Here is a 26,397-nt window from a genome sequence, read left to right as displayed (position 1 = left end):
AGCCTACCTCCCGATGCTTAAATTGGATAAAATGATGGCACAAGCCCCGGCGCCGATCACGATCATAATTACCGATATAATGATCAATATTAATCCTGGTTTTACAGGTTGGTTTCTGGAGGATCTGATGATTACCTGAATTAAACCTACGATGAACAATACCGCCACCGCAAGCCAGTAAAAAATAATTAGCCCCATAGCTTATCCGTTAGCGAGTAACACCGCACAGGCGCCACCACCAATTACAACCAGTATAATCGATGCGATTAACATTTGTACACCCAGCTTGGTAGGTTCGTTGTTAGATGATTTTACAATGATGGTGATGATCCCGCCGATAAACAGTCCGACAATGGCGAGGCCATAAAGAAATAAGAGGATGATGATCATATCAATTCATATTTAGTTTTTCCCTAATAGTGTCGATCTTATGATCACGATAAAAAATGTTCATCGTTTCAAAAGGCACCATTTTATATTTATCACTTACAATGTGAACACACGATTTCTTCACAGCTCTTACATCAAAATCAAGCGGATCCATAAAATTCATGATGATGATGCGGAACAGATTATCGTAACTTAAATTATCCGATTTCACCCTCGGTAAACAACACATCAATTCTCCAAAAGTATCCTCCGCACAATCTACAGAAACACCGGTACTAAATAAATTTAACATGTGCTCCTTTAACTTTTCGTCATGCTCAAAAACGATGGTATTTTTGGAGTTGTTCAATAAATCCTCAGGGTTGATTAAATGTGTCATCGGGATCACTTCATCGCCGATTTTGAGTGCATAGGCCATGCAAAGCGCATCTGGGTTACAAGGAACCGGAATTAAATCTTGCGGGGTAAAAGTAGGATACTGTTCATATATTTTCCTACGAACCTCCGTTAAGGTAATTCTTCCCTTTTGGTCATTGTAATCGTCATTCCGCCCCGCAACTTGTGTAGGCTGAAAAGTTACCCCACGAACACAACGCTGTTTAAGTGCATACTCCAGAATAGCTCCGATTTCGTGATCGTTCAGGCCGTTTTGTAAGGTTACCACCAACGTTGTAGATACATTAAACTGATTTAAATGATCTATTGCTTTTTTCCTCACTTCAGTTAAATCTTCCCCCCTTAATTTGGTTAACACCTCCGCACTAAAACTATCAAACTGTAAATAGATTTCGAAATCGGGCATGTAAGAAGCCAGTTTCTCTACGAAGGAAATATCTTTAGCTATCCTGATCCCATTGGTATTTACCATTAAATGTTTAATGGGTTTGGTTTTGGCCAGATCCAATATTTTAAAAAACTCCGGATGCACGGTAGGTTCGCCGCCAGAAAGCTGAACTACATCTGGCTCTCCTTCATTTGCAACCACCACATCCATCATTCTTTCAATTTCTTCCAGTGTACGGTGACGGCCATAATGTGGCGATGACATGGCGTAACAAGTCGGGCAGGCCAGGTTACAACGATCGGTTACTTCGAGAACCGTTAAACAGGAATGCTGCTCGTGATCGGTACATAAGCCGCAATCGTACGGACAACCATAATGCACCTTCGTATTAAACTTCAGTGGCATTTCTGATTGTTTGTTGTAATTTCTGATTTGCTTGTAGTACTCTACATCATCAGCAATCATTACTTTACTATCGCCATGTGTTTTGCAATTTTTAAGCATGAAAACTTTCGCGTCCTGAAAAACAATTTTTGCATCGCAAAGCATCAGGCATTCCGGACAAAGACTCTTGGTATAATCGTAATAAATATAATCCCTGGTGTTAGCCATGTTGAACGTTTTTAGTAAAAGCTGATTTTGATATTCTGACGATGAATTTATAATAATAAGCAAAAATCAGCAAAGCAGACCAATGAATGCTGCTTAAATTTAGAAATAATGATTGATACGGCTTGATAAATTCGATGAGAAATCTAAATAAAAAATAGAGCACCATGAATAGTTTAAAACGATCTCCATTGATCAGATTCTTGCTTTTTAATGCGTTAAAGAAGAATAAAAGCACTATCAAATAGAACATTTCATAGAGCATAATGGGGTGTCGCTTTATGCCATCCCCCAAATCCATTCCGGTAAATAAATGGGTAGCGACACCAAAAGTGGGCTCATCTATTCCCATTGAAAAACAACCGATTCTACCGATAAATAATGCGATAATAATCGGCACAACATAAATGTCTCCCGAAGCAATATGAACGCCGATGATTTTTTTAATAAGTTCTACCCCGAACAAACCTCCAAGCAAGCCACCAATAATAGTTTTACTTTGGTAAAGAATGGAAAAATTGAGCTGTCCCAATATCGCCGGAGTTTCTAAAACCGCTACCACCCTCGAGCCGATCAAAGCACCCAACATCGCCCCAAGCATGATCCATAATCTGTTCTCATCAGAAATGGGATCAACAATTCCCTTCTTTAAATAATAATATACACGAACACCTACAATGAAGGCCAGGGTTTCAAACAAGTAATGATAATGGTATTGATCACCAAAAAGTTCGAACTGAAATGGAAAGGGCGAGTTGGATTTCAATAGCTTTCAGTTAGAACCACAATCTAGCAAACACTGGTAAATGATCAGATGGATATCTTTTATCTTTACTGTCAGACAGTACAGCGAATTTTTGAACTTTGAAACCTTTGTTGACAAAGATATAGTCGATTCTATTTTTTAAATCGCTGTTAAAATCAAAAGCGTTGAACGTTCCATTCGGACCATACGCAGGCTCTATACTTACTTCTTTTGCATCAGTTAAAAAAGATTTTATAGTGGCAATAGCTTCGGTTTCTGGAGTTACATTTAAATCGCCTGTAAAAACAACCGGCAAAGTAGGTGCAATTTCCTGTATTTTCCGTTTTAAAAGCTTGGCAGATTCAATTCTCGCCTTCACACCAATGTGATCGTAATGGGTATTAAATACCAAAAATTCTTTTTTGTTGATTCTATCGTAAAGCCTCACCCAGCTACATACCCGGTTTAATGCGGCATCCCAACCTTTCGATGGCACATCTGGCGTTTCTGAAAGCCAGAAAGTTCCTCCATCTTTTTTGGTAAAGCGATCTTTATCATAATATACCGCAGAAAATTCGCCCTTGCGTTTTCCATCCTCACGCCCCACACCCACTACGTCGAAATTGGAGTTTTCAAGTAAGGCATCAAATTGTTCAGGCAAAGCCTCTTGTACGCAAAGGATATCAGCATCATGGAATTTTACCAGCGCTTTCACATTTTCCTTACGGTTAGGCCAGGCATTTACGCCGTCTGATGCTACATTTAAACGAATGTTATAAGTAATAATGTTAATTGGCGCTCCTTTCTTTTGGGCAAAGGTTACAACAGAAATAAGTATTAAACAGAATAAGGTTTTAAAGAATTTCATAAGATGGGTTATTTTTTCAATTTGCCAATATTACTAATTTAGTGTTAATTCAGTTTTAAGTAGTCAAATTGTTATAAATATACTGGCTGAGATTAATCGATGCATTCATCTTCTTAAACACAAAACATCACCAGGGCATCCTCTCAAGTAGGGTGCAACAAAGCAGAGAAGCCTTGAACCTCGCTGTAACTTTCTACTACTTTAAAAGATCTCTCCGCTACGGTCGAGATGACGCCGCCCTAAAATAGTTCGCTCGCTGTAGCCGCTCTGCTATCATGCACAGGAGCGGATGGGAGAAAAAACTCTATCCGCCTAGCGGCACCTTTCTCCTGAAAGAGAAAGGCTCGTAAAAGAATGTTGCTAAATCGCTATAGCCGCCCTGCAATCCGGCATAGCCAATTTTGGAAGCAGAAAGCAGTGAAAAACGAGCACAAGCATTCAAAAACCAGTAGTCAAGGAAATTTGCAGCCGAAAAGGAAAAGAGCCAGGGCTGGCCTCAAATTACCGCTAATAGTTTTCCGCTTAGCTTTATGCAAACAAAAGGGGCAAGCCTTGGGCTTTTGTTTCTTTTGGGCCAAGCCAAAAGAAAAAGGCCGCCGCCGATGAGGCGAAAGAGATCCTTCGACTACGCTCAGGATGACATTATGATTTGATTAAGAATCGCTTAAAAGATCTCTCCGCTACGGTCGAGAGACGATGCCTTAAAATAAGGCGCTCGCTATAGCCGCCCTGCTATCCGGCATAGGAGATGATGGAAGGGGAAAACGTTCTCCGCTACGGTCGAGAGACGATGCCTTAAAATAAGGCGCTCGCTATAGCCGCCCTGCTATCCGGCATAGGAGATGATGGAAGGGGAAAACGTTAAAGCTTTGCAGCAACTTTCAAAAACAACAAACCAAGGCATCGCGTATTCTGCGATTCTTCATCGCAGCTTGTGATGCCACAATAAAAGCTTTGACGAATTTACCCAACATCAGATCCAAGCCTTGATGTTATTATTTATATTGTTTTTAAAGGTATTAATGAGCTCGCTGAAGGGCTCGGTTTTGTTTCTTTTGTATCAAGACAAAAGAAAAAGGCTGCCGCCGATGAGGCGAAAAGAACAACTGAAAAGATCCTTCGACGACGCTCAGGATGACATACTAGTTAGATTAATCTAGCTTTAAAGATCTCTCTACTACGGTCGAGATGACGCCGCCCTAAAATAGGCGCTCGCTATAGCTGCCCTGCAATCCGGCATAGCCAATTTTGGAAGCAGAAAGCAGTGGAAAACGAGCACAAGCATTCAAAAACCAGTAGTCAAGGAAATTTGCAGCCGAAAAGGAAAAGAGCCRGGGCAAGCCTTGGGCTTTTGTTTCTTTTGGGCCAAGCCAAAAGAAAAAGGCCGCCGCCGATGAGGCGAAAGAGATCCTTCAACTGCGCTCAGGATGACTGATTGGTTGAGTGTGTTTAGGATTTTAAATCTATGGCGCATGGGAGGTTAGGCTTTATTTGTCCTGGCCGGACGGGCTCTTTGCTTTTTGATGTCAAAAAGCAACAAAAAACACCGGCTTAAAATTCTTGTTTTGAAGTTTTTGCTTAGGCATGTACCGTGCATCCCCAAGAATTTGTTAGGCCGGATTTAAGGTTAACGGAGATTTTCTGCGTTGGCCTTGTTAGGTGGAAAATAGCGCTGTAATAACAAGTGTTCGCATCTGATAGTTTAAGCTTAAAGTGCTGGATGGAAACTTCGCGTAAACGAGCAGATTGCCGCAGTCGTGAAATACTCCTTCGCAATGGCGTAAGGTGTTGTGGAAAGGGGTTTGTAATGGTTTTTCTGCTCCTTCCTCTCCGGCATAGGAGATGATGGAATGATAGACCGTTGAAACTTGTGCACTAACTTTCAAAAACAACCAACCAAGGCATCGCGTATTCTGCGATTCTTCATCGCAGCTTGTGATGCCACAATAAAAGCTTTGACGAATTTACCCAACATCAGATCCAAGCCTTGATGTTATTACGAAGCCCTTCACTTTGCTTTAAGATCCCCGCATACGCGAGGATGACGACGCTCTAAAATAAGCGCTCGCTATAGCCGCCCTGCTTTCCGGCATAGGAGATGATGGAAGAGAAAAACCTCTATCCGCCTATCGGCACCTTTCTCCTTAAAGAGAAAGGCTCGTAAAAGAATTTTGCTACATCGCTATAGCTGCCCTGCTATCCGGCATAGGAGATGATGGAAGGTTAGACCGTTGAAACTTGTGCACTAACTTTCAATTATCAGGCACAAGGCAACGCGTTCTGTTCCGACCCTTCGTCGGAATACTTGCGTTGCCGCAATGAAAGTTTCGACGAGGATAGCCGACATCAGATCCAAGCCTTGATGTTTTGTTTCTTTTGTATCAAGACAAAAGAAAAAGGCCTTTGCTTTAAGATCCCCGCATACGCGAGGATGACGACGCTCTAAAATAAGCGCTCGCTATAGCCGCCCTGCTTTCCGGCATAGGAGATGATGGAAGAGCCTGTCCCGATTTATCTTCGGGAATAGACCGTTGAAACTTGTGCACTAACTTTCAATTATCAGGTACAAGGCAACGCGTTCTGTTCCGACCCTTCGTCGGAATACTTGCGTTGCCGCAATCAAAGTTTCGACGAGGATAGCCGACATCAGATGCACATGTCCCGATTCATCGGGAAGCCTTGACGTTATTAATAGTTTATATGTTTTTTAAAGGTATTAATGAGCTCGCTGAAGGGCTCGGTTTTGTTTCTTTTGGGCCAAGCCAAAAGAAAAAGGCCGCCGCCGATGAGGCGAAAGAGATCCTTCGACTGCGCTCAGGATGACATACCGGTTAGATTAATCTAGCTTTAAAGATCTCTCTACTACGGTCGAGATGACGCCGCCCTAAAATAAACGCTCGCTATAGCCGCCCTGCTATCTGGCATAGCCAATTTTGGAAGCAGAAAGCAGTGGAAAACGAGCACAAGCATTCAAAACCAGTAGTCAAGGAAATTTGCAGCCGAGGGCAAGCCTTGGGCTTTTGTTTCTTTTGGGCCAAGCCAAAAGAAAAAGGCCGCCGCCGATGAGGCGAAAGAGATCCTTCAACTGCGCTCAGGATGACACACACTTTAGGCTGAAACTTTCAAAAGATCCCTGCATACGCGAGGATGACGGATTTGGGGTCGAGTAGTTCGGCATAGCAGCTGATGGAAAAACCCTAAATCAAATCCTCATCTTTATAACTATAATAATAATCGTTCGCGAAAATCAAGTGATCAACCACATACAGTCCCAGCATAGCTCCAGATGCGACAACATCTCTGGTAAGTTTATTATCGCTTTCACTAGGTTTTAAATTTCCCGACGGATGATTATGCGCCAGAACGATATAGGCAGCATTATTTTCAATCGCTACTTTAAAAATAATCTTTGGGTCGGCCACCGTTCCAGCTTGCCCCCCTTTGCTAATTAAATGTTTGCCAATAATGTGATTGGATCTGTTTAGCAATAAAATCCAAAATTCTTCATGGTTAAGATCAGCAAAGGTGTGGTGAAGGTATTTATGAACATCGCTGGATGCGGTAATCTGGGTAAGCTGCTCTTGCTGTGTTTCCTTTCTTCGCAAACCAAGTTCCAAAGCGGCCACTATCGAAATTGCTTTCGCCTCCCCTATGCCTTTAAACTTCGAAAGATCCTGGATAGATGCCTTTCCAAGTTTGGTCAGATTGTTATCGTAGAAGGCTAAAATTCGTTTGCTTAAATCTACAGCTGTTTCATTTCTGTTGCCCGATCCAATTAAAATTGCGATCAGTTCGGCATCGGTTAAATGCCTGCGGCCATGCTGTAAAAGTTTCTCTCTTGGCCGATCTTCTTCAGCCCATAATTTGATTCCTAACTTTTGATCGTATTCGTCCATAATTTTTTACGCAAAAAAAAGGCATCCCAACTTTTGGTTGGGATGCCTTTTACTAATATCGTAAAAAAACTTAGCTTATGCTAAACCGTTAACGAATTTCGTTAATTTCGATTTGTTGTTAGCTGCTTTGTTTTTGTGGATGATGTTCTTTTTAGCTAAACGATCTAACATAGAGATCACTTTAGGCAATAAATCTGAAGCAGATTTTTTATCTTCTGCAGCACGTAATCTCTTGATGAAAGTACGGGTAGTTTTTGCCTGATATCTGTTACGTAAACGTTTTGTAGCGTTTGCTCTAATTCTTTTTAATGAAGATTTATGATTTGCCATTTCTATTTAGCCTTTTATTTTTTCTTAATCGTTTCCTATAATTCGGGTTGCAAATATAGAGTTTATGTTTTTAAATTACAAAACAATTTAACTTTTTTATCCACATAAATTGCAACACATTTTCCAACAGCAAAAATACATTAAATTTATTCATTAATAACACTTTAACCCGGCTTAATAAAAATTAACTTCTATTGAGAAAACCTGCTTAAAAATACTATTTTTGGTGAAAACGATTTTTGAGTGAAAAAACGAATAGCCATTTTCGCATCCGGCTCAGGCTCTAACGCCCAAAAGCTAATGGAGCATTTTAAACGCAGTAACGACATCGAAATTTCTTTGGTATTAACGAACAACGCTGATGCTTACGTACTCCAGAGAGCAGATAACTTTGAAATTCCGTCCCACATTTTCGATAAGCACGAGTTCTACAAAACGGAACAAGTGATCGATTTACTGAAGAACTTAGACATCGATTTCATTGTTCTGGCAGGTTTCCTTTGGTTAATTCCTCAAAATTTAATAGCCGCTTACCCTGGAAGAGTCATCAACATCCATCCTGCAATTTTACCGAAGTTCGGAGGAAAAGGAATGTACGGCGACCATGTACACAACGCAGTGATGGCTGCCGGCGAAACTGAAGGCGGCATCACGATTCATTATGTAGATGAAAACTATGATGAAGGAGAATATATCTATCAGGCCAGATATAAAATAGACAAAGGAGACAACCTGGAAATGATCAAATTTAAGGGGCAACAGTTGGAGCATCTACATTATCCAAAGGTTGTTGAAAGTCTGGTAAAAAAAATAAAGAAATAGCCAAGGCCTATCCGGCATAGGAGCTGATGGAAGAGCCTGTCCAGATTTACCTTCGGGAGAAAAAACCTCTATCCGCCTATCGGCACCTTTCTCCTTAATGAGAAAGGCTCGTAAAAGGATTTCACCTAATTGCTATAGCCACCCTGCTCATCCGACATAGGAGATGATGGGCAGGAGAAAAACTATATGTTCTATATGCCTATATGGCTTAAAACCTAAATAGTTTTGATCTTTACAAGAGGAAAAACTGAGAAAGATTTGTCTCTTTTGGCAATTTCGTCTGTACTTGGTTAAATAGTGCAGAAAATGAAGCTTACAGTAGGCTTAGGCAATCGTCAATCACCTTCATCAGGCCTTCCCTTCAAATCGCCTACACGCTCAAACCATTAACTTATCGGCTGGTGTCCTCACCCGCCGAAGCTAATCCGCTTAACCAATTTCCTTAAAATGAGAAAAGCAATAACATAACACTATTTAATCCACCTTATCATATCGCCCCAAAGCTTTCCTTCCCTTATCGGCTGTTGCCCCCACCTGCCGAAACTAACCGCTGAACCAGCCTCCTGAAATGATTTCCTTATCGGCTGGTGTCCTCACCTGCCGAAACTACTCCGCTTAACCAATTCCCTCAAATGAGAAAAGCAATAAGCGAGCTTCATAGACAGGCCTTCAGGGACGGTAAGCTAAAATAAAAACATTTTTTTGCCTCTATGCTGGCAGGCATCTTCCTTTGAGAAGGCCAAAGGAAGCAAAGCCTTTCTGTTCCGGGTCAGGTGGCTTTTCGCCTCAGGCCTGCCCTTAAGAAATACAAAAACACGGGCTGGCCCGATGAAAAATCGGGCAAATAAAATCAATGCCCTTCCCCACACACATCCATTTTTGTATTTTCTTTTACCTGCCACTTACCGGAACGGCGATATCACAAAGCCTGAAGTAAGGAAAACCCGTAGTTTCTACAAGGATAATACTTCAAACCCAATTAGCTACTACAGCGATCACTTCAAACTCCAATCCTCCTATCGGCAAGATTTATCGCACCCTGCTATCCGGCATAGCAAATTATAGAAGGAGAAAAAACCTATATCCGCCTATCGGCACCTTTCTCCTTAAAGAGAAAGGCTCGTAAAAGGATGTCACCTAATTGCTATAGCCACCCTGCTCATCCGACATAGGAGATGATGGGCAGGAGAAAAACTATATGTTCTATATGCCTATATGGCTTAAAACCTAAATAGTTTTGATCTTTACAAGAGGAAAAACTGAGAAAGATTTGTCTCTTTTGGCAATTTCGTCTGTAGTTGGTTAAATAGTGCATAAAATGAAGCTTACAGTAGGCTTAGGCAATCGTCAATCACCTTCATCAGGCCTTCCCTTCAAATCGCCTACACGCTCAAACCATTCTTTAAAATCTTTTGATCTCCGCTGTGCAACCATCAGTGCTCTTTCTTTAAATTCTAAGCACAACTTAAGCTGCAAAATGTTCGAACTATGATTTTCATAATGACTGATAGCAGCACGATGAACAATCTCCGATCTGCTTATCAAAAAGTAATGCTCATTAGGCAATTCATTTATCGTCAGCTCCAGGGTTTTATCCCACTGCACCTTTTCACCTCCAAACTTTAGCACAAAATTAGATTTGCCATCACTAAATATAACCGCAGGTGCCTCCGGGCCGGTAATAGGAATCGGGGCTGGCTTATTATTGGCTAAGTTTCTGCGTAAAGGGCTATTTTTTAGTTTCAATAGATTTAAAATCAGATAATAAGCATGAACAAGTGCAACTAGAAAAATAACGACCGTAAAATCATATTTAAAATAATTAGCAACCAGGATAGACGTATCTCTAACCATAAAATAAAAAGTTGCAAGCATCACAGCCAGACAGATGGATAAGAATACGAGTATCCCTTGAATTAATAGCCGCTTCTTTATCGCCATTCTCCAGGGATAGCGCAAGTCAAAATAATAGCTTACTTGGGTAATGAATTCACTCATCAAAATCGCAATTATAATACTTCCTATACAAGAAAGGTAAAATCCATAATTATGCAACATATCCAACAGATCGTCCTCACCAAAAAAAACGAGAAAAATACCTGTAAAGCTGGCGCAAACGATCCTGATTTTAAAACGAGGATAAATACCCGCATTTCTGCGGAAGAACTTCGCTATGAACATGAGAATTTAACTTAGATAAGTAAATAAAACAGAATGATCTAATTTAAATATTTAACGCTAAATAAAACACAACAAAAGGCAGTTTATCGCTCATCCTCATTTTTTATATCACCCATCAATAAATCCGCCTAAACCTGCTTCAAAAGCACTTTTCAACGATAGGTTTGCTGGAAATATGCACGAAGCATATATCACCTTAACAAGTTAATCATGGAAAAATTACCTTTATCGCAGCCAGGCTTTGATAGTCTTCAAAACAGATTGTACCAACTATCCAATCATGAACTGCAAATGCAATCAAATGAAATTACAGCAAACTTTCCACGTTGGATGAGTGAACATTTTGAGCTCAGTACACAGCAAATTGATCACCTGAAATCACTCCCGGCAGCTGCGCTAGAACAATTGTCGTCGCAAACTGCTATCGCTATTCAGGGGAGGCTAAAGGTCTCATTAATCAAACCAGATGTAAAGCCGATTAATTCTTACGACAGTAAATACATCAAAACAGCCAGCCAGGTTCGGGTCCTGGCCTCCGATGATGATGAATTTGAAGCCGAAGGCGAATTAGTCATTCAGATCGGTTACTAATCTGTAAATCATCCCTATTTATAAGAATTAGATTGAAGGTGCCATCATATTTCCAATTCCTAAGTCCCAAATCATTTGGGCAAGGCTCGCTTGCCCAATTTTAGCAAGTAAACCTTAAACAAATGACTGCAATACAAAATTTCATCAACCATATCCACCAATCATACCCTATCTCCACCGATCTGGAAGAATTCTTAATCACATCACTTCGGGAAAATAAATACAGTAAAAACCATACATTGCTAAATGTAGGCCATCTCCCAAAAGAAATCTATTTTCTGATTAACGGATCAGCGAGGGTCAGCTACTTCAACGCTAAAACACAAAGCGAAAACATTCTCTGGTTTTGGCTCCCGCAACAGATTATTCTCCCTTTGGAAGGCATTGCTACAAATTACAAGTCCGAAACTTCGATTATACTTAATCAAACCACAACGGTAATCAGCCTTTCCCTAGTACATGTGAAATATTTACGTCAGCTCTTCCCAGAATTTATTAACGTTGGGCAATCAATTCTGGAAGAATTAATCAAAAAGTTAGCGAGTCACCTACAATTGGTTAAACACGCCAACGCCAGGCAACGCTATCAGTTCATTCTCGAAAATCAACCCACCATTCTGGATATGGTCAACCTCAAAGATGTCGCCTCTTTCCTGGGCATGTCACTTAATACCTTAAATCATATTCGGGCAATCAAATAATAAAAGCTAATGGCAGAAAAACAGGTAAGCACCCACTTTGGCATCAAATATAAAAAAATACCGTCAACATACTGCCTGTTAAATGTTTACAACTCACCAATACCAAACTAACTTGCCTATATCAAACAGAAACTAAAATGAGCAAACAACATGCATTGTTATTAATTTGTACACCCATCCAGTTGATGTTTTCCTATGCAGCAATATCAAAATGGATGGCTTTCGAAAAGTTTGTTGGCGAAATGCATGTACAACCCATTCCACATAGTTGGGCTATGCTTCTGCCATATCTTCTCCCACCCTTCGAAATCCTCATCGCCCCCAGCTTGTTTCCTCCATTGCTAAAGTGGGGTTTATGGCTGTCAGCATTTACCATGTTAAGCTTTACAACCTATATCGCTTTAGGTTTATTAGATTTTCTTGGCACAATACCTTGCAGTTGTGGCGGCATCCTGGGCACTTTATCATTAAAAACCCACCTCCTATTTAATCTATTCTTTCTGGCACTTTCTGTTTGGGGCATATTCATCTTTCAAAGAAAGGAGGTCAGGAACTTAAGTAACTAAAACCGGCGTGAACAGGGTTCAGCAATGGAAACACAAAACAACCTAATTACCGGAGGCGAATTAAATAGCCTTCTAAATCCTAAACTAAATTTTAAATTACATGAAAAATTACATTTTCGGCCTGGCGGCCATCGCAATCGCATTTGCAGCAAGTGCGTTTACAACAACAGAAAACGCTTCAAACCGCAGCACCTATTTCTACAAGTATAAGCTAACCACTTATACGCAGGCGCAAATTGAAAACCCTGCAAACTACGAACGCGCTGTAGATAACTGTGGCCTTGGGGCACACGTTTGCGGCGTATCCTTAGATACAGACAATGGTCCTTCATCACAGCCTGATGCAGATGAGTTTGACAATGTAAAAGCAGAACTTTGGTCATCTGAGCAAGCTGATGTAGCAACTCTTGCTGAAATCAAAATGCGTAATTAAAATAAAAGCGGCGGTAAGAAAACCGCCGCTTTTAACCTATGGATTCTGCTGCATCCCACTAAGCAAAATCACCGTTCTGTCAATCGGCAACACATATCTGGCATCGCCTGGTATCAAGGTATAAACTTTACTGTTTATTGTTCTGTTTAGAGTAACTGCGCTAACTGCATCCTGATTAAGCCTTCTCAAATCACTCCATCTTAAATTTCTAAAAAGTAATTCTTTTCTTCGTTCAACTAATACAGTTTTCAATGCATTTTCACCATCTATAAACGTAATTGGTGTAAAAGTGCCCGTTTTATACCGTTTAGCTAACAAAGTATTTAAATCTATTGCAGCCTCCACCAAACGGCCTAACCTAACGTAGCACTCCGCCCTGTTTAACAATACCTCATCAACAGCTAAACCACTAAACATCACCGCAGTACTTAATCCAGTATAATTGCCCTTGAAGGCATAACTTCCATCAGTATTTCTTTTAAAAAATAGGATCTTCCTCAAATCATTTGTTCCATAAGCATCATATAATCCTGGGTCCATTTTAGCTCGGGTCTGCGCCAATATTGCCGGTACCGCCGTGCGGCAATCGTACAAAACCTCCGCATTAAACTGGGCGAATGGAGCTGCTGCCGTGGTACTTAACGTATTATAATTAATCAGTACACTATTTTGTTGCAAACAGGAATCTGCATACATGGCAGCCTGGCTATAGCTTCCAGTCAGCAAATACAATCTGGATAACAATGCATACCCTGCAGTTTGATTTGCAAGGTACTTCCCTACACTCTTTTCAGGAAGATACTTTACTGCCTCATTCACGTCTTTAAATATTTGCTGATAATTTTCCTTTATACTACTTCGTACACTAGGCTCCTCAACATCACTACTCAATCGTAAAGGGATACCAGCTCCCTCATTTGACCCTCGCAGCTGAAACGCTGGAGCAAACAATTGAGCCAAAGCCAAATGATAATAAGCCCGCAGAAACAAAGCCTGTCCCTTTAAAATTCGCGCCTCCGCTTGCTGCCCAGCGCTAAGTTCAAGCGTTGATAAAGTCTCTAATACCAGATTAGCATTAAATATCACCTTATACGAAAAATTCCACTCCACAGCGGTATCTTCAAACTTTTGCCAGAGATAAAAGTTTCGCTGCTTTTCTGTCGATGAAGCCCAACCCGCATCCGTCAAATAATAATTGTCTGCACCAATCTCTCCAAGCGAAGGATACTGGGCATTCATAGCAAAATAGTTATTGATTATACCTTGCAAATCACTCAGCTGATCTGGTGTAGAGATCCGCTTGTTGGGTTTCTCTTCCAGGTATTTCGCACATCCTGAAATAAATAAAGCAATACCCAACAATAGCATAACATATATATATCTTCTTTTCATATTTCTTCTTTGATTAAAAATTAGCCTTTATGCCAGCCGCAAAACTTGCCCGGTTCCGAACCTGATATACCGCATCCGGGTCAATCCCAAGCTTATTCGCCCGCCATAAAATAAAATTCAGTTGATTGGTATACAGATAAAAAGTAGCCTGCTTTAAAAACTTTAAATGGGCCGGTTTCCATTGATAGCTCAGGTATAAATCTTCCAAACGGATATGATCTCCCTTTTCAACGGTTACTTCAGATTGCGTATAGAATAAATCACGCATCCCATCCGCTGGATAAATCATAGATGGAACAGTGGTAAATATTTCATCACCACTTTTCTGCCACCGGTTTTCAAACTCGCTCAACCCGCTGCTGCTTTGGTATAAACTACTATAATTAATAGAAGGTCTTCTAAAATAATAGCCAAGCTTATATCTGATGTTTAACGTTAAACTGAGGTTTTTCCAGTTGAAGGTATTCCTAAGGTTGCCAAATACTGGCGGCACCGCCGGGCCATGTACAACCTGTTCTTCAATTGGGTTTAAAGCAATCGCATCATAGTCATTACTCACCTCCCCTTTCAAATATCCAAGAGGATTTCCATTTTGAGGATCGAGGCCTGCCCACTTAAAACTAACCACCGCATACGGGTTATAACCAGGAACAGGAAAAACAATAGCACCATCACTGGTTAGTCCGGTGGTATTAATAGAGTTCCGGTTACTCAACACTTTATAGTTAACATAGCTAAACAATAAACTACTTTGCCAGTTAAATGTCCCTTCAATATTTCGGCTATTCAAAACCACATCCACACCCCTCGCTTTGATAGCCGCAGAGTTCAGTATAACACTGGTAAACCCCGAGGTGGCATCGGTATAAACGGTATTTAAAAGATCAAAAGCATATTTGGAAAACAAATCAATACTTCCTGTAAATCGTTGCTTCCTAAAACCAAAATCAACCCCTAAGTTAAACTGCTCAGTTTGTTCCCACCTCAGGTTTGGGTTTGGCGGGGCATTCACCGTAACATATGGTATATTGATGGGAGAAGCTGAAGCAGCACCATAGGTAATACGGGTTAATGCAGATGCATTATTGTTCACATTACCACTAAAGCCATAAGAAACCCTTAAACTTAAATGAGGTATCCAATCATTTTGATAGAACCCCTCATCATCAATCTTCCAAACACCACCTACTGACCATAACGGCACCCACTTCTGGTTCGTACGTACGCCAAACAGGTTTGATGCATCGCGTCGGATACTTCCGGTAACGCTATATTTTTGCTTATAAGTATAAGCCGCATTGGCATATACAGATACAAATCGGTTCAATATTTCCGAAGGTAAACCCGCAGCCGGTATATAGGCGTTATCATTCAGGTTGGCATAGGTTGGGTAGGCAATGGCATAATTAACATTAATACTATTTAGGGTTTGCGGATCATAACCGTACAAAATTTGGTTATCTGTCCGTAACCGGGATTGCCTGCGTTCGGCACCCACAATCGCCTCTAGCGCATGTTCGCCCCAATTCTGGTTAATATTAAATTGCGCCCGGGCAGAGTAACCATTCCGGTCAGTATCTGTCCTTCGGTAAATCCCCCCTTTAGGCAAATTATAGGTAATACTGTTAGTTCCCAAAACAGTAAACATGTTAATTAAATCACGACTATAATAACTCTCAAGAGCATTAAACTGTGGTGCCTGTTGGTTGCTCCTTTGGTATTGGTATTTAAAATCAGCACTCAGCCATTTGTTAAGCTGGTAACTGGTACCCAAATTGAGTAGCAAGTCAAATAACTGAGTTTGGCGGTTACTAATCTTCAATTCATCCAATGGCCGATATTTCCAGTCTAATAAACCCAGGTTAGCCACACCATCTGTAAGCCCTTTGTTATAAAACCAGTCTACAGCTAAGGCATTACCCAATCCATCTGCCAGTTGGCTATACGTTGATACCCCCCCCGTACTTGTCTGAAAACCTCCATAACCGCCAACACTATTATTTCTATCCAGGCTACTCGTCAGCATTACGCCAGCAGATAGCTTCCAGTTTGATGTTAAAGCGATCGTGTTGTCCGATCTGAAAGTATACCGCTCATTAGCGTCACCAATCAAATTGCTCAAACTCCGATCTGCACCACCCGATAACCTGTAAACTAGCCCGCCAGTATTTCCCGCCAGGCTAAGCGCATATTGTTGCGCTACTGCCGGCCGGTATAGGTATTGAAGCATATCTTTTCGCACATCCTGTCCATTCAATAAACCTAGTTTGGCTTCAGCATCCGTAGCCGATAACACCCCCGTCTTTTGCTCGTTTAAAATACTGGCTACTTCGGGTATCAGCGGATAATAAGGATCAGAAAATTGATGATCATAATATCCCTTCGCAAATAACATCCTTTCCAAATCAACTGTAGCAGATGGGCTTAATTGATTCGCCTGGTAGAGGTCGGGCTTCCCCTGCACAGAGATGCTCGAAACCAAATCTATCTGCACCTTCCCCCCTGCCTTTGTTTTTTTACTGGTCAAAACAATAACACCATTACCAGCCCTGGCACCCCAAATGGCACTTGCAGCAGCATCCTTCAAAACCGTAACACTCTCAATATCATTTGGATTAATATTGCCAATATCCCCCTCATAAGGGAAATTATCCAGCACAATAAGAGGCATACGGCTGTTGGCATCAAGTGTTCCCAAACCCCTGATCTGATAAGTGGTGCTGCTGCCTTTACGTCGGTCTACCTGTAAGCTACTCGTAATGTTTTCAAGCCGCCCTAAAATGTCAGGATTTACACTCTGGTTAAGCTGCGCCTGTTCCACCTTATAAAACGACCCAGAGGATCTACGTTTGTCTATTACCTGATAACCCGTACTTACCTGTACTTCATCCAGTTGTTTAACGGCTCTTTTAAGGATAATTTGAATCACACCTTTTTGTGGAACAGTAATTAAAGTATCGTAATTCACATAACCTGTATGACTGAAATTAACCTGGTGCTTACCCGCAACAACATTAATCTTAAAAACCCCACCTATCAAACTGAAGCTTTTTTTAGGCACATTTGCAATACTAACGTTCACATTAGCAACGGGTAGCCCTTGTTCATTGGTAATCTTGCCTGTAAGCTCTTGCGCACGTAAACTTAGAACAATACCCAAACTAAAAATCGTAATGATCCACTTCATATCAATTACCCTCCCTCTCCTTTTTTATCCTACGTCTAATTTCCAGTAAGCTATTTCTTTCCTTTACTATAGCTACAATTGCAGCCTCAGTAAACAGGTAGCTTTGGGTGATGCCCTCCAGATATCGATCTCCGGATATCACCGCATAGGTAGGTAAAGACACAGTTGGAAAAAGCTGCCCAAGTATTGTATCCTCTACCACAATAGGCATATCTTTTAAATGGCTTGCATTTAACTCGTATACTCTTGCAATTTTTTCTGGCGTATCTCCCACACTTTTTTTATTAACTAGAAAAACCTGCAACCCGCTTTCAAGGCTATCCTGCAATTTGCTCAGCTTAGGAAACCCCTCAACACAATACCCACACCAGGTAGCCCAAAAATCGATAACAATTACTTTTCCTTTATACTTACGCAAGGTTTCGGTGCTATATTTACCGTTTTTATATATCTTCATCGGCATATCCCACATTTCATTAGGTACCTGTTCCCCAACTTTCACTGGCTTTAGTACTTCAGGTTTAACTTGTGCAATAACCCAGAAATTCAGGCAAAGCATAGCCATTACGATGGCTATCGTTATTTTTTGAATCATAAATTTTGTATTAGTTTGTTTAGTTAATCGTTAATAATTGATGCAGCTCAACAGTTACCCCGAGCCGTACCGAAAGCTTAAGTTTCAATCTACTCCTTTACGCGTAACAATTTTTTGAGCCATTTTCAACCGTATAGGTATTTAGCCCATATAGCTTTGTCATCCTGAGCTTGTCGAAGGGCTTGCCAAATAAATTTTACCGTTCCACTCCACCTGTCATCCTGAGCCTGTCGAAGGACCTACCCACCTTTCCGCTTTCACCTTCCCTCGATCGGTCATCCTGAGCCTGTCGAAGGACAACTTTCCCTTTCCACTCCACCTGTCATCCTGAGCCTGTCGAAGGACAAAATCCTAATAAAAAGAGTCGTCATTGCGAAGGTGGTTTTTCTCCACCTGTGGCAATCCCTCCTTTTTACGCGTAACCACCCAACTTCACACTCCACTTGTCATCCTGAGCCTGTCGAAGGACAAAACCCTGCCCGCTCCCAAACGATTATCATTAACCTTAACATTATGAAAAAAAGGGAACGAAACAGGGCTTGCCACCTTAAACTAAACAGGGTTCTTCGGCTTCAACGCATACAAATAATCAAAAGGGCACTTTCTGGGATGGCAAACATGTTGGGAATAATTTGGGGTTAAGCTGAACGCAAAAACAAGCACCGCCCTGGGATGAGGCAACGAAAAAAATTGTACTTGTTTTAATTTTTGGTTCATACTCGTATTGATTAAAATACGAGTCTTGTTTTAGAATGCCAATACCTGTGGGGCCGCAAACCATAACCACTTTAAAGTTTCTGACGCCTTATGTTGAAATGGAATTACAGCAGCACCCACAGTTATTTCAATGCACAAATATAGTGCATCCAAACAAGCTGTAGGTATTAATCTGCTGTCCTGCTTCAACGGCGTCAGATTTTGTGGTTGCAAGACTCTTATTAATACCTAATTATAATAAACGAATATAATAAAAGTTTCGATAATCTAAAGTATTCTTTGGAAAGTAAAATGAAAAACCTCAAAATTATCAGGATCGAAGTGACATAGTTATGTTTAATCAAAATATTTGATTTTGGCTAAGAAAGCGGACCTCACAAGACTTGGTAAATACCTAATACAAAAATCGGCAAATCGTGCCGAAATTTTTAGGAAGACAAGCATCAAAGAATCACGTTTGAGTCTACTTAGCAATGATGCAACTACTAAGCTGACAGTTGACGAGTTATATTTAATTGCACTGGCAATAGACGTTGACCCAGGAGACATGATAAAAGTGATTTGTAAAGATATCGTACTTAACGCCCCAGAGCAACAGCTGAAACTATCCGAAAGAAATAAAAAATAAAAAAGGCAGACTCAATAGCCTGCCAATTCCGAGTGATTTTCCTTTAAACTAATGTAATCATTTAATCTCGGTTTGTTTTAGTGATCGAATTATGATTTGCGGCTTACCCTCATAATTACTGATACGGCCCTTTACACAAATGCGTTTGCTGAGATATAATTTTGCCGGCTCCATATTAAATAAGTGCAAATCCTTTTTGTAAAAGACTAATGTTAATTTTTGATCTGGATAGTTGCCCTTCATGTTAACAAATGTTAAATGGGGTAAGACTTTTATGCTGTAAACGGAGTCACATACTGTAACCTTCTGGCCAATATATTCCGAGGCACTATCAATTGAAATTTGTTTTTGAGCTTTCTCTACAGTAAAAATTAGGGATGAAAAAATTAAAAGGCTTAGTTTTTTCATAATTAAAGATAATAAATATGCGGAACAAAAACAGCAGATAAAATACATGCTACGGCAGCGATAATCTTGTGTTTTGTATGAAATAAATAAAACAGAAGGTAGTTTATCATCATGAAAATTCAACGACAATATATTCTCCATAACGTATGAGGAGCTAGTTAAATAGGATTATTCCTTCAATTTAATAGACCACTCGTTTTTGAAGTGCAGTTTCTAAGTTGTAGTGCTCTTGTTAATTATAGTATTATGAATAATTAATATTGCTTATACTTAAATAGAGTAATTAAATAAAAAAATTATATTTAAGTATTTCAAAATAATAAAACATATTTGCTGTCTAAATTAATTATCTCGCATGGAACGACTTATTACTCATCATGTAATACAAACTTACTTAACACGTCTTAATGAATTACTAGTTATAGCAAATTCAGCTGGTGAATCGACTCTCGCAACGGTTTGCGAAGGACTAATGCTTGAAATGTTCAACATAATTTATGACACTAAATTTGAAAATACAAACTTAAAAATCTCGAATTTTCCCGCAATAGACCTTCATGATCAAGACAAGAGAATCGCTATCCAGATTACGTCGAATGATACCCTCTCAAAAATCTACACGTGTTACGATAAATTCCTTAAATATAACCTACAAGCTAGCTATGATAGGCTAATAATTGTTGTATTATCTACAACTGACCTCAATAAAAAAACGCTAAAAAATAATTGCGAAAAAATACAGACAAAATACAAAGCACAATTCAACTTAGACTTCGATAATGATATAATAAACTTAACTAGCCTATATAAGCTAATAACAATCGGTTCTGAAATTGAAAAAATTAATGATATTAGAGCCCTTTTAGAGAAGAGTTTCGAAAAAATAAAGCAAATCGGAGAGCTAGACAGCTACCATAAGCACCTCAAATCAATGTTTTTTGATGTAGTAATGGATGACGAAACTGGTTTAACTTTAAACAGTATCTATATAGAGCCGAGCTTCGATATCCTTATAGAAAGTGCAAACAAACTATCTTCTGATTTAAAATATCTAAACGCTACTTGCTTACAGCTTAACAAAGATTTTTCAATTCACAAGGTATTAATGTCAAGGTTAAAAGGCGAAAATACTTATAACCAATTATTTGAATATCCAAATAGTAATGTGACATTTATCTTAGGATACCCAGGTCAAGGTAAAACATCTCTTTGTTCAAAACTGCTTTTTGATTTGTTAACTATACCGCAACAAAAACCTGTATTTTATTTAAAACTGCGTAATATATCAGACACCAAAGCATTTATTCACAATCCATTCAATTTAATTTTTAATGAATTGGATAACGAAATTGATACAGAACTAAAAAAAACCCAATTAAAGAGTTCAATAACAATATTAGATGGATTGGATGAGCTGTTTATGAAAGATAATCTAACAGCCGATGATATAGAAACATTTTGTAAGGGAATAATCCATGAAACTGAAAAATATAAAGGCTGGCAGGTAATAATTACAACCCGGCATGGTTACGTAAACTTTCAAAGATTATATAAAGAAGCTTATGTTGCTCTTAGCTTAAAACCAATAGATATACATAGGCAAAAAGACTGGTTATCAAAATATTTGGTATTTCACCCTGAAAGTTGGCTAACATCGGAATATTTAGAAATATCTAATAATGACAAAAATCATTCGCAAACCTATCTTAAAGAACTTATAAATCAGCCATTACTTCTTTATATCGTAGCTTCATTAAAAAGCAGGCCAGATGATAAAGTAAGCAGAGCGCAAATTTACAATTTACTTTTCGACCAAATTATTGAAAGAAAATATAGCAAAGATGGCCAAATTGAAAATCTGAAGGGGTTGACGTTACAAGATTTGAGAAGAATGGTTCAAGAGATAGCTTATATGATATTTAAATCCGGTAAAGGATTTGTAAACACCAAAGACATTTTAAATAATGAAACAATAAGAGAATGTTTAAACCAAATTGGTAACGATAGCCTTTCGAATACACTAAAGGGCGTAATGATTTCATTTTACTTTAAGGAAACACGCGATAAGGATAAGAGTGAGGATAACGAAGGAATTGAATTTTTTCATAAGTCATTACAAGAATACTTAACAGCAGAATTTATTGTTGAAATAACATTTGACTATTTCTTGAGAAAGGATAAGTTAGATAAATATATCAATAAAAAAGCTTCAGACACTCTTATTTTTTTAAACCAATATTTTGGTTCATTGCCAATTCCATTTGAAATTTGGAATTTTATGGAAGAACTAATTTCCAAAAAAGCTTCAAAAATAAAATTAGAACTAAGTGACAGATTGGCCTTAAATATTAATTATTTGTTTGAAAAAGATTTTATTGCAGGATTTAATAGTATAGATAGTGATCCTATTGCTTTAAGCACAAACACGTTTTCTTCCTATTGGAGCATACTTCAATCTGTTAATCAAGGAAGAAATTATTTTATTGAGAAATCAATTGGTTTAAAATTTTTAATATACCATACAATAATTGATCAATCTACACGGCCTTGGGCATGTGGTAATCAATTCATATACCAGCATTTCATTGATCAACCATTAAGAGCTATAAGTGTATATGAGTCTATTTTACTTCAAACTAAGTTCGAAGATTGTTGGATAAATATCCTACAGATATATGGATGTGCTTTAAACAATGTTTCTTTCGTAAAATGTGACATTAGCCATCTAACGTTAGATGAAACTATATTAAATGACGTGCGATTTATTGGATGTGAAATCTATAACTTAGAGATAGATGCCGGCGGGGTTAAGAAACTTTCGTTCGAAGCTTGTGATTTAGAAAGTAATTTACGAATCTATGGAAAATTAAAAAACAAAATAGTGTTCAGAAATTGTTCGATAGACAAATCATGTCTTGAAAATTTATTAAAATACAAACCAAATATTCAACTCCAAAATTGTTACACAAGAACATATCACACTATAGCAAATTCCGCGATGACCCATACAGATGAGGCAATAGTATGGGATAGGAAACAAACGCAGATCCACCAAATTGGTCAAGATTTGTGATCTTAGCCTGCCGTTTTGATTGATACTTTGACTGAAGCCCAAGCGGCTTTTCGCTGTACACGGAAAATCCCTATTACTACCTTATGTCGAACATCTGTAGGGGCACTATAACTCGGGATAAGTTTTGAGCTTTGCTACAGTAAAGTTAGGGATGAAAAAAAATTAAGAGGATTAGTCTTTCATAGCTGAAGGCAGGGAACGTAATTACGTTATCAGCTAGCGAACATTTATTTGTAATACCTACTCTTAAAGGGCGCTCAAAAAATTAATAGATTTTATAAATTTCAATTATTTAACGTTGAAATTGAATTTTACTTTTCACCAGCATCTGTGATATTTAAAGCCTGTTGCCAATTTACCCCGAGCTCCATACTTAGCATATTCCTCACTAAACCCTCAGCTGGCGCACGCGTGTCGCGTGTGCATATTTAACTTCTTACTCTAAGAAATATGAACTTAAACAGCACTCGAAAACTTTATCTTACAAGAATGCAAACTACAAACAGGTGAGTATTATTTAAAGTTCAAATCCAAAAAACTGATACGCGAGTATCAGCTCGTGTTTAATATAATTCACTTATCAAACGCATGCCTTAGCTAGGCCCCTTATTTAGAGAACATTTGATATAGTATCCTGTTCCTTAACATCTTCCAATTGCGAAATCGTATCAGCTAACATTTCCTCGTTTTTTGAAATTATTGTCGTATCAATCGTCAAATGCTGAAGCTTTTGCTTTTTTTTTCTTTTTATGCTTGCTCACCGTCCGCTAGATAAAGATAAGAATACAATAGCAATCGTATATCTCCCCTCAAATCCATCGCTCAGTCAGGATAAACAAAGCCTGGCCAAAAACATTAACGATTTAATGATTAGAATTATATTAATGCCTCTTGTTTTTGTATTAATTTTTTATGTCATTACTGCATTTTCTATTCGCGAAGAGATAAAAGCCAAAACCTTAACCGATCGGCCAAAAAAATACTGGGTTTTGATTAAATCTTAATTCGGATGCTATTGATATTCCAGCTAAGTTGTTAATATTAATTTAACACCAAGCATGTTTTTTCTTCATACCTTCGTCATTCACTTAAATGATCTGATTAACGCACCCCCTTAGACATTTAAAAAGTAATGAAATTTAAAAACATCCTTATCTATTCAGGATTAATTGGCATCCTGTCACTATCCGCCTGTTCGAAAAAAACAGCAATTGAAGGCGAAACGCCTGTAACACCTCCCAAAGCCCCAACGGCTTACGCCATTACCGAAACTTTTGAATCTGGCACCAAAGGTGGTTATGCATTAGATAGCGTACAGCTTTTAACCGGGAAATGGACCATGAGTGATGCCCTTATTGGCAACCTCGCAGCAGATGCCAAAAATGGTTCAAAGTCCGTGCGTTTAAGAGCAGGCTACTTGTCGATGAACTTTGATGTCGCTGGTACAAAAATGATATATATTTCCCATGCCAAATACGGCACAGATGCAAATTCCACCTGGCAACTCCTAGCCTCTACCGATGGTGGAAAGACCTTCACTCAATTGGGTTCAGACATTACCGAAACCAGCACAACCCTCGTTATTGATTCATTCAAAGTGAGTACCACCGGTAAAATCCGTTTCCAGATTAAGAAGGTAGGTACCACCCGAATTAACATTGATGATATAATCTTTAAAGGTACTGGCGATCCGGGAATTACTGTAGGCGCACCAGATACCGATCCTGCCGACAATGGCAATACAGGAACCGCTGCGCCAGGGAGAGGAACACCGGAAGCAGGTGCTGATGCGCCACCAGCAGGCGGTGATAATTCAAACTTATTGTTTGGAAATCCTTCAGGTGCTCAGGCAACAATGGTTTCAGCTGAAAATTACCTCATCGATCAAAAATATTATGTAGAAAGTTATAGCATGTCTCGCGGCACACCAAATTGGGTGAGCTGGCACTTAGACCCAAATAACTTTACCGGTACAGCAGCAAGGCAGAATGATTTCGCATCATTTACTGGGTTGCCAACAAATTGGTACCAGGTACAAAGCAATAGCTATTCAAATTCCGGCTTCGATAGAGGCCACAATTGCCCAAGTGGCGATCGTACAAGTTCAAGTACAGCCAATTCGGCAACATTTTTAATGACTAACATGATCCCTCAGGCCCCAAATAATAATCAAAAAACCTGGGAATCTTTTGAAACCTATCTTCGTGCCCAGGCATTAAACGGCTATGAAGTATATGTAATCATGGGCAGCTATGGTACAGGTGGCATTGGCTCAGCCAGCGCATCAGTAATCAATACCATAAACAATGGAAAAGTAACAGTTCCGGCAAATGTTTGGAAAGTAGCAGTATTGCTAAAAACCGGAGATAACGACGTTAGCCGTGTTACCTCATCTACAAGAGTAATTGCTATCAATACACCTAACATCAATACCACCACTGCAAGCTGGAAAGATTACATCGTATCAGTTCGTGATATTGAAAGTGCAACAGGTTACAATCTGCTTTCTAACTTACCACAGAATATTCAGGATGTGGTAGAGAAAGTGAAAGATCCGGGTAACTAGCATTATCAAACTCGCAGGGGCTATATCTCTTTAATTAGCCTAGCCGATAAGAGTAGCGTAAAACCGCATCAGATTGATTTGATGCGGTTTTTTTTTAATTTTATTCAACTACATTCAGTTGTTGTATGTAACAAAAGTCTTTAATTATAACCCTAACCCATTTAAATAGCATCATCCGTATTTAGGGGCAACAGTAAATCGGGATCATTATTAGGTTTTTTCTCGGTAGATACAGCATTAACCCGCTTGCTTATCTTAGTCCGTTTCATCAATTCCCCAGGGAAAGTATCTAACACCATCATTTTGGTCTCAATGGGCAAACTTTTACTTAACCATATTTCTTCCTCTGCTTTAGTTAAGATCACTGGCATCCTTTTCTTGCTATGAACTTCGGCAACAAGTGTATTGGCCACCGTGGTCATAATACCATACGTGCGAAACTTTTCTTTTGTTTCTGGGTCTACCCATTGCGACCACAAGCCTGCAAAACAAAACAATTTCCTATCTTTTAAGGTAAAGCGGTAAGGCTGCTTATCGCCTTTACCATGTTCCTTCCACTCGTAAAAGCTATCAGCCATAACCAGGCAGGTTTTATGATGTACCAATAAAGGCCGCCAGGTTTTAGATTCCATTGCGGTTTCGCTTCTAATATTCCAACTATCGAAGCTCAGTTTTAAATTTGCTGCGTTATGTGGCACAATCCCAAAGCGCATTTGTTGGATCACATCTGGCTCATCTGCAGTAATGATCAAACCCATTTGAGTAATAGCCAAATTATAATTCGGGCTCCATTCACCTTGTATTTCATAAGGATGTGCTTTCAAAATTTCTTTTTCTTCAGCAGTAAGGGTATAACGTGCACACATAATAGTTTTATTATTTATAACCTAACAAACTTCGCAGTCAAGCTGTTTT

At 39.2% G+C, this 26,397-nt stretch carries 22 protein-coding genes; 10 read left to right on the top strand and 12 right to left on the bottom strand.

Annotated elements, in window-relative coordinates; all coding sequences use genetic code 11:
- Positions 1-3: 3 nt before the first annotated feature.
- The 7 genes from ASE92_RS21125 to rpsT all read right to left on the bottom strand — a co-directional run bounded on the left by ASE92_RS21125 (position 4) and on the right by rpsT (position 7,622).
- Positions 4-198: a hypothetical protein gene (locus tag ASE92_RS21125; RefSeq protein WP_157255682.1), complete on the bottom strand. Its 195-nt coding sequence runs from the start codon at positions 196-198 to the stop codon at positions 4-6.
- Positions 199-201: 3 nt separating this feature from the next.
- Positions 202-390 (bottom strand): hypothetical protein, encoded by a 189-nt coding sequence (locus ASE92_RS07370; RefSeq protein WP_056849478.1) that lies wholly within the window; start codon positions 388-390, stop codon positions 202-204.
- A 1-nt stretch (position 391) separates the two neighbouring features.
- Positions 392-1,786, bottom strand: coding sequence for a radical SAM protein (locus ASE92_RS07365; RefSeq protein ID WP_056849477.1), 1,395 nt, complete (start codon positions 1,784-1,786; stop codon positions 392-394).
- Entirely contained in the window at positions 1,779-2,549 is a 771-nt protein-coding gene (locus ASE92_RS07360; RefSeq protein WP_056849476.1) for a prolipoprotein diacylglyceryl transferase, read from the bottom strand. The genes ASE92_RS07365 and ASE92_RS07360 overlap by 8 nt, the downstream gene beginning before the upstream one ends.
- A 10-nt stretch (positions 2,550-2,559) precedes the next feature.
- Entirely contained in the window at positions 2,560-3,396 is an 837-nt protein-coding gene (locus tag ASE92_RS07355; protein ID WP_056849475.1) for an endonuclease/exonuclease/phosphatase family protein, read from the bottom strand.
- A gap of 3,197 nt (positions 3,397-6,593) precedes the next feature.
- Complete coding sequence (gene radC, locus ASE92_RS07345) at positions 6,594-7,292, bottom strand: DNA repair protein RadC (protein WP_056849473.1); 699 nt, start codon at positions 7,290-7,292, stop codon at positions 6,594-6,596.
- 75 nt (positions 7,293-7,367) lie between these two features.
- Entirely contained in the window at positions 7,368-7,622 is a 255-nt protein-coding gene (rpsT, locus tag ASE92_RS07340) for a 30S ribosomal protein S20 (protein ID WP_010603296.1), read from the bottom strand.
- A 243-nt stretch (positions 7,623-7,865) separates the two neighbouring features.
- On the opposite strand from rpsT, the gene ASE92_RS07335 reads away from it, so the two are divergent.
- Positions 7,866-8,444 (top strand): phosphoribosylglycinamide formyltransferase, encoded by a 579-nt coding sequence (locus ASE92_RS07335; protein WP_056849472.1) that lies wholly within the window; start codon positions 7,866-7,868, stop codon positions 8,442-8,444.
- Between the two features lie 828 nt (positions 8,445-9,272).
- The gene (locus ASE92_RS21120) at positions 9,273-9,509 is read left to right on the top strand and encodes a hypothetical protein (RefSeq protein ID WP_157255681.1); all 237 of its coding nucleotides are present in this window, start codon (positions 9,273-9,275) and stop codon (positions 9,507-9,509) included.
- A gap of 282 nt (positions 9,510-9,791) precedes the next feature.
- Here the strand turns inward: ASE92_RS21120 and ASE92_RS07325 are convergent, their stop codons facing one another.
- Complete coding sequence (locus ASE92_RS07325) at positions 9,792-10,625, bottom strand: LytTR family transcriptional regulator DNA-binding domain-containing protein (protein ID WP_056849470.1); 834 nt, start codon at positions 10,623-10,625, stop codon at positions 9,792-9,794.
- Positions 10,626-10,835: 210 nt separating this feature from the next.
- Here ASE92_RS07325 and ASE92_RS07320 point away from each other — a divergent pair, with 210 nt between their 5' ends.
- The 4 genes from ASE92_RS07320 (at position 10,836) to ASE92_RS07305 (ending at position 12,916) form a co-directional block, all read left to right on the top strand.
- Positions 10,836-11,216 carry a hypothetical protein gene (locus ASE92_RS07320; protein ID WP_056849469.1) on the top strand — a complete coding sequence of 127 codons (381 nt, stop codon included), beginning with the start codon at positions 10,836-10,838 and terminating at the stop codon, positions 11,214-11,216.
- A 122-nt stretch (positions 11,217-11,338) separates the two neighbouring features.
- Positions 11,339-11,917 (top strand): Crp/Fnr family transcriptional regulator, encoded by a 579-nt coding sequence (locus tag ASE92_RS07315; RefSeq protein WP_056849468.1) that lies wholly within the window; start codon positions 11,339-11,341, stop codon positions 11,915-11,917.
- 137 nt (positions 11,918-12,054) lie between these two features.
- Positions 12,055-12,483 (top strand): MauE/DoxX family redox-associated membrane protein, encoded by a 429-nt coding sequence (locus ASE92_RS07310; RefSeq protein ID WP_157255680.1) that lies wholly within the window; start codon positions 12,055-12,057, stop codon positions 12,481-12,483.
- Positions 12,484-12,583: 100 nt separating this feature from the next.
- Positions 12,584-12,916, top strand: a complete 333-nt coding sequence (locus ASE92_RS07305; protein ID WP_056849466.1) for a hypothetical protein — start codon at positions 12,584-12,586, stop codon at positions 12,914-12,916.
- 36 nt (positions 12,917-12,952) lie between these two features.
- Here ASE92_RS07305 and ASE92_RS07300 read toward each other — a convergent pair whose 3' ends face one another.
- The 3 genes from ASE92_RS07300 to ASE92_RS07290 are packed head-to-tail and all read right to left on the bottom strand — an operon-like array spanning position 12,953 to position 18,090.
- Complete coding sequence (locus ASE92_RS07300; RefSeq protein ID WP_056849465.1) at positions 12,953-14,308, bottom strand: RagB/SusD family nutrient uptake outer membrane protein; 1,356 nt, start codon at positions 14,306-14,308, stop codon at positions 12,953-12,955.
- A 13-nt stretch (positions 14,309-14,321) separates the two neighbouring features.
- The gene (locus ASE92_RS07295; RefSeq protein ID WP_056849464.1) at positions 14,322-17,495 is read right to left on the bottom strand and encodes a SusC/RagA family TonB-linked outer membrane protein; all 3,174 of its coding nucleotides are present in this window, start codon (positions 17,493-17,495) and stop codon (positions 14,322-14,324) included.
- A 1-nt stretch (position 17,496) separates the two neighbouring features.
- Positions 17,497-18,090: a TlpA disulfide reductase family protein gene (locus tag ASE92_RS07290; protein WP_056849463.1), complete on the bottom strand. Its 594-nt coding sequence runs from the start codon at positions 18,088-18,090 to the stop codon at positions 17,497-17,499.
- A gap of 1,072 nt (positions 18,091-19,162) precedes the next feature.
- On the opposite strand from ASE92_RS07290, the gene ASE92_RS07285 reads away from it, so the two are divergent.
- The 4 genes from ASE92_RS07285 (at position 19,163) to ASE92_RS07265 (ending at position 25,482) form a co-directional block, all read left to right on the top strand.
- Complete coding sequence (locus ASE92_RS07285; RefSeq protein ID WP_056849462.1) at positions 19,163-19,435, top strand: helix-turn-helix transcriptional regulator; 273 nt, start codon at positions 19,163-19,165, stop codon at positions 19,433-19,435.
- Between the two features lie 763 nt (positions 19,436-20,198).
- The gene (locus ASE92_RS07275) at positions 20,199-22,916 is read left to right on the top strand and encodes an SMEK domain-containing protein (protein WP_056849460.1); all 2,718 of its coding nucleotides are present in this window, start codon (positions 20,199-20,201) and stop codon (positions 22,914-22,916) included.
- A gap of 749 nt (positions 22,917-23,665) precedes the next feature.
- Positions 23,666-23,920 (top strand): hypothetical protein, encoded by a 255-nt coding sequence (locus ASE92_RS07270; protein ID WP_056849459.1) that lies wholly within the window; start codon positions 23,666-23,668, stop codon positions 23,918-23,920.
- Between the two features lie 128 nt (positions 23,921-24,048).
- Complete coding sequence (locus ASE92_RS07265) at positions 24,049-25,482, top strand: DNA/RNA non-specific endonuclease (RefSeq protein WP_056849458.1); 1,434 nt, start codon at positions 24,049-24,051, stop codon at positions 25,480-25,482.
- Between the two features lie 161 nt (positions 25,483-25,643).
- On the opposite strand, the gene ASE92_RS07260 is transcribed toward ASE92_RS07265, so the two are convergent.
- Complete coding sequence (locus ASE92_RS07260) at positions 25,644-26,348, bottom strand: SOS response-associated peptidase (protein WP_056849457.1); 705 nt, start codon at positions 26,346-26,348, stop codon at positions 25,644-25,646.
- Between the last annotated feature and the right edge of the window lie 49 nt (positions 26,349-26,397).

Source organism: Pedobacter sp. Leaf41 (assembly GCF_001422545.1).
In the GTDB taxonomy this organism is placed as follows: domain Bacteria; phylum Bacteroidota; class Bacteroidia; order Sphingobacteriales; family Sphingobacteriaceae; genus Pedobacter.
Note: the sequence above shows the minus strand (reverse complement) of the source record. Positions and strands in the feature narration are given on the sequence as shown.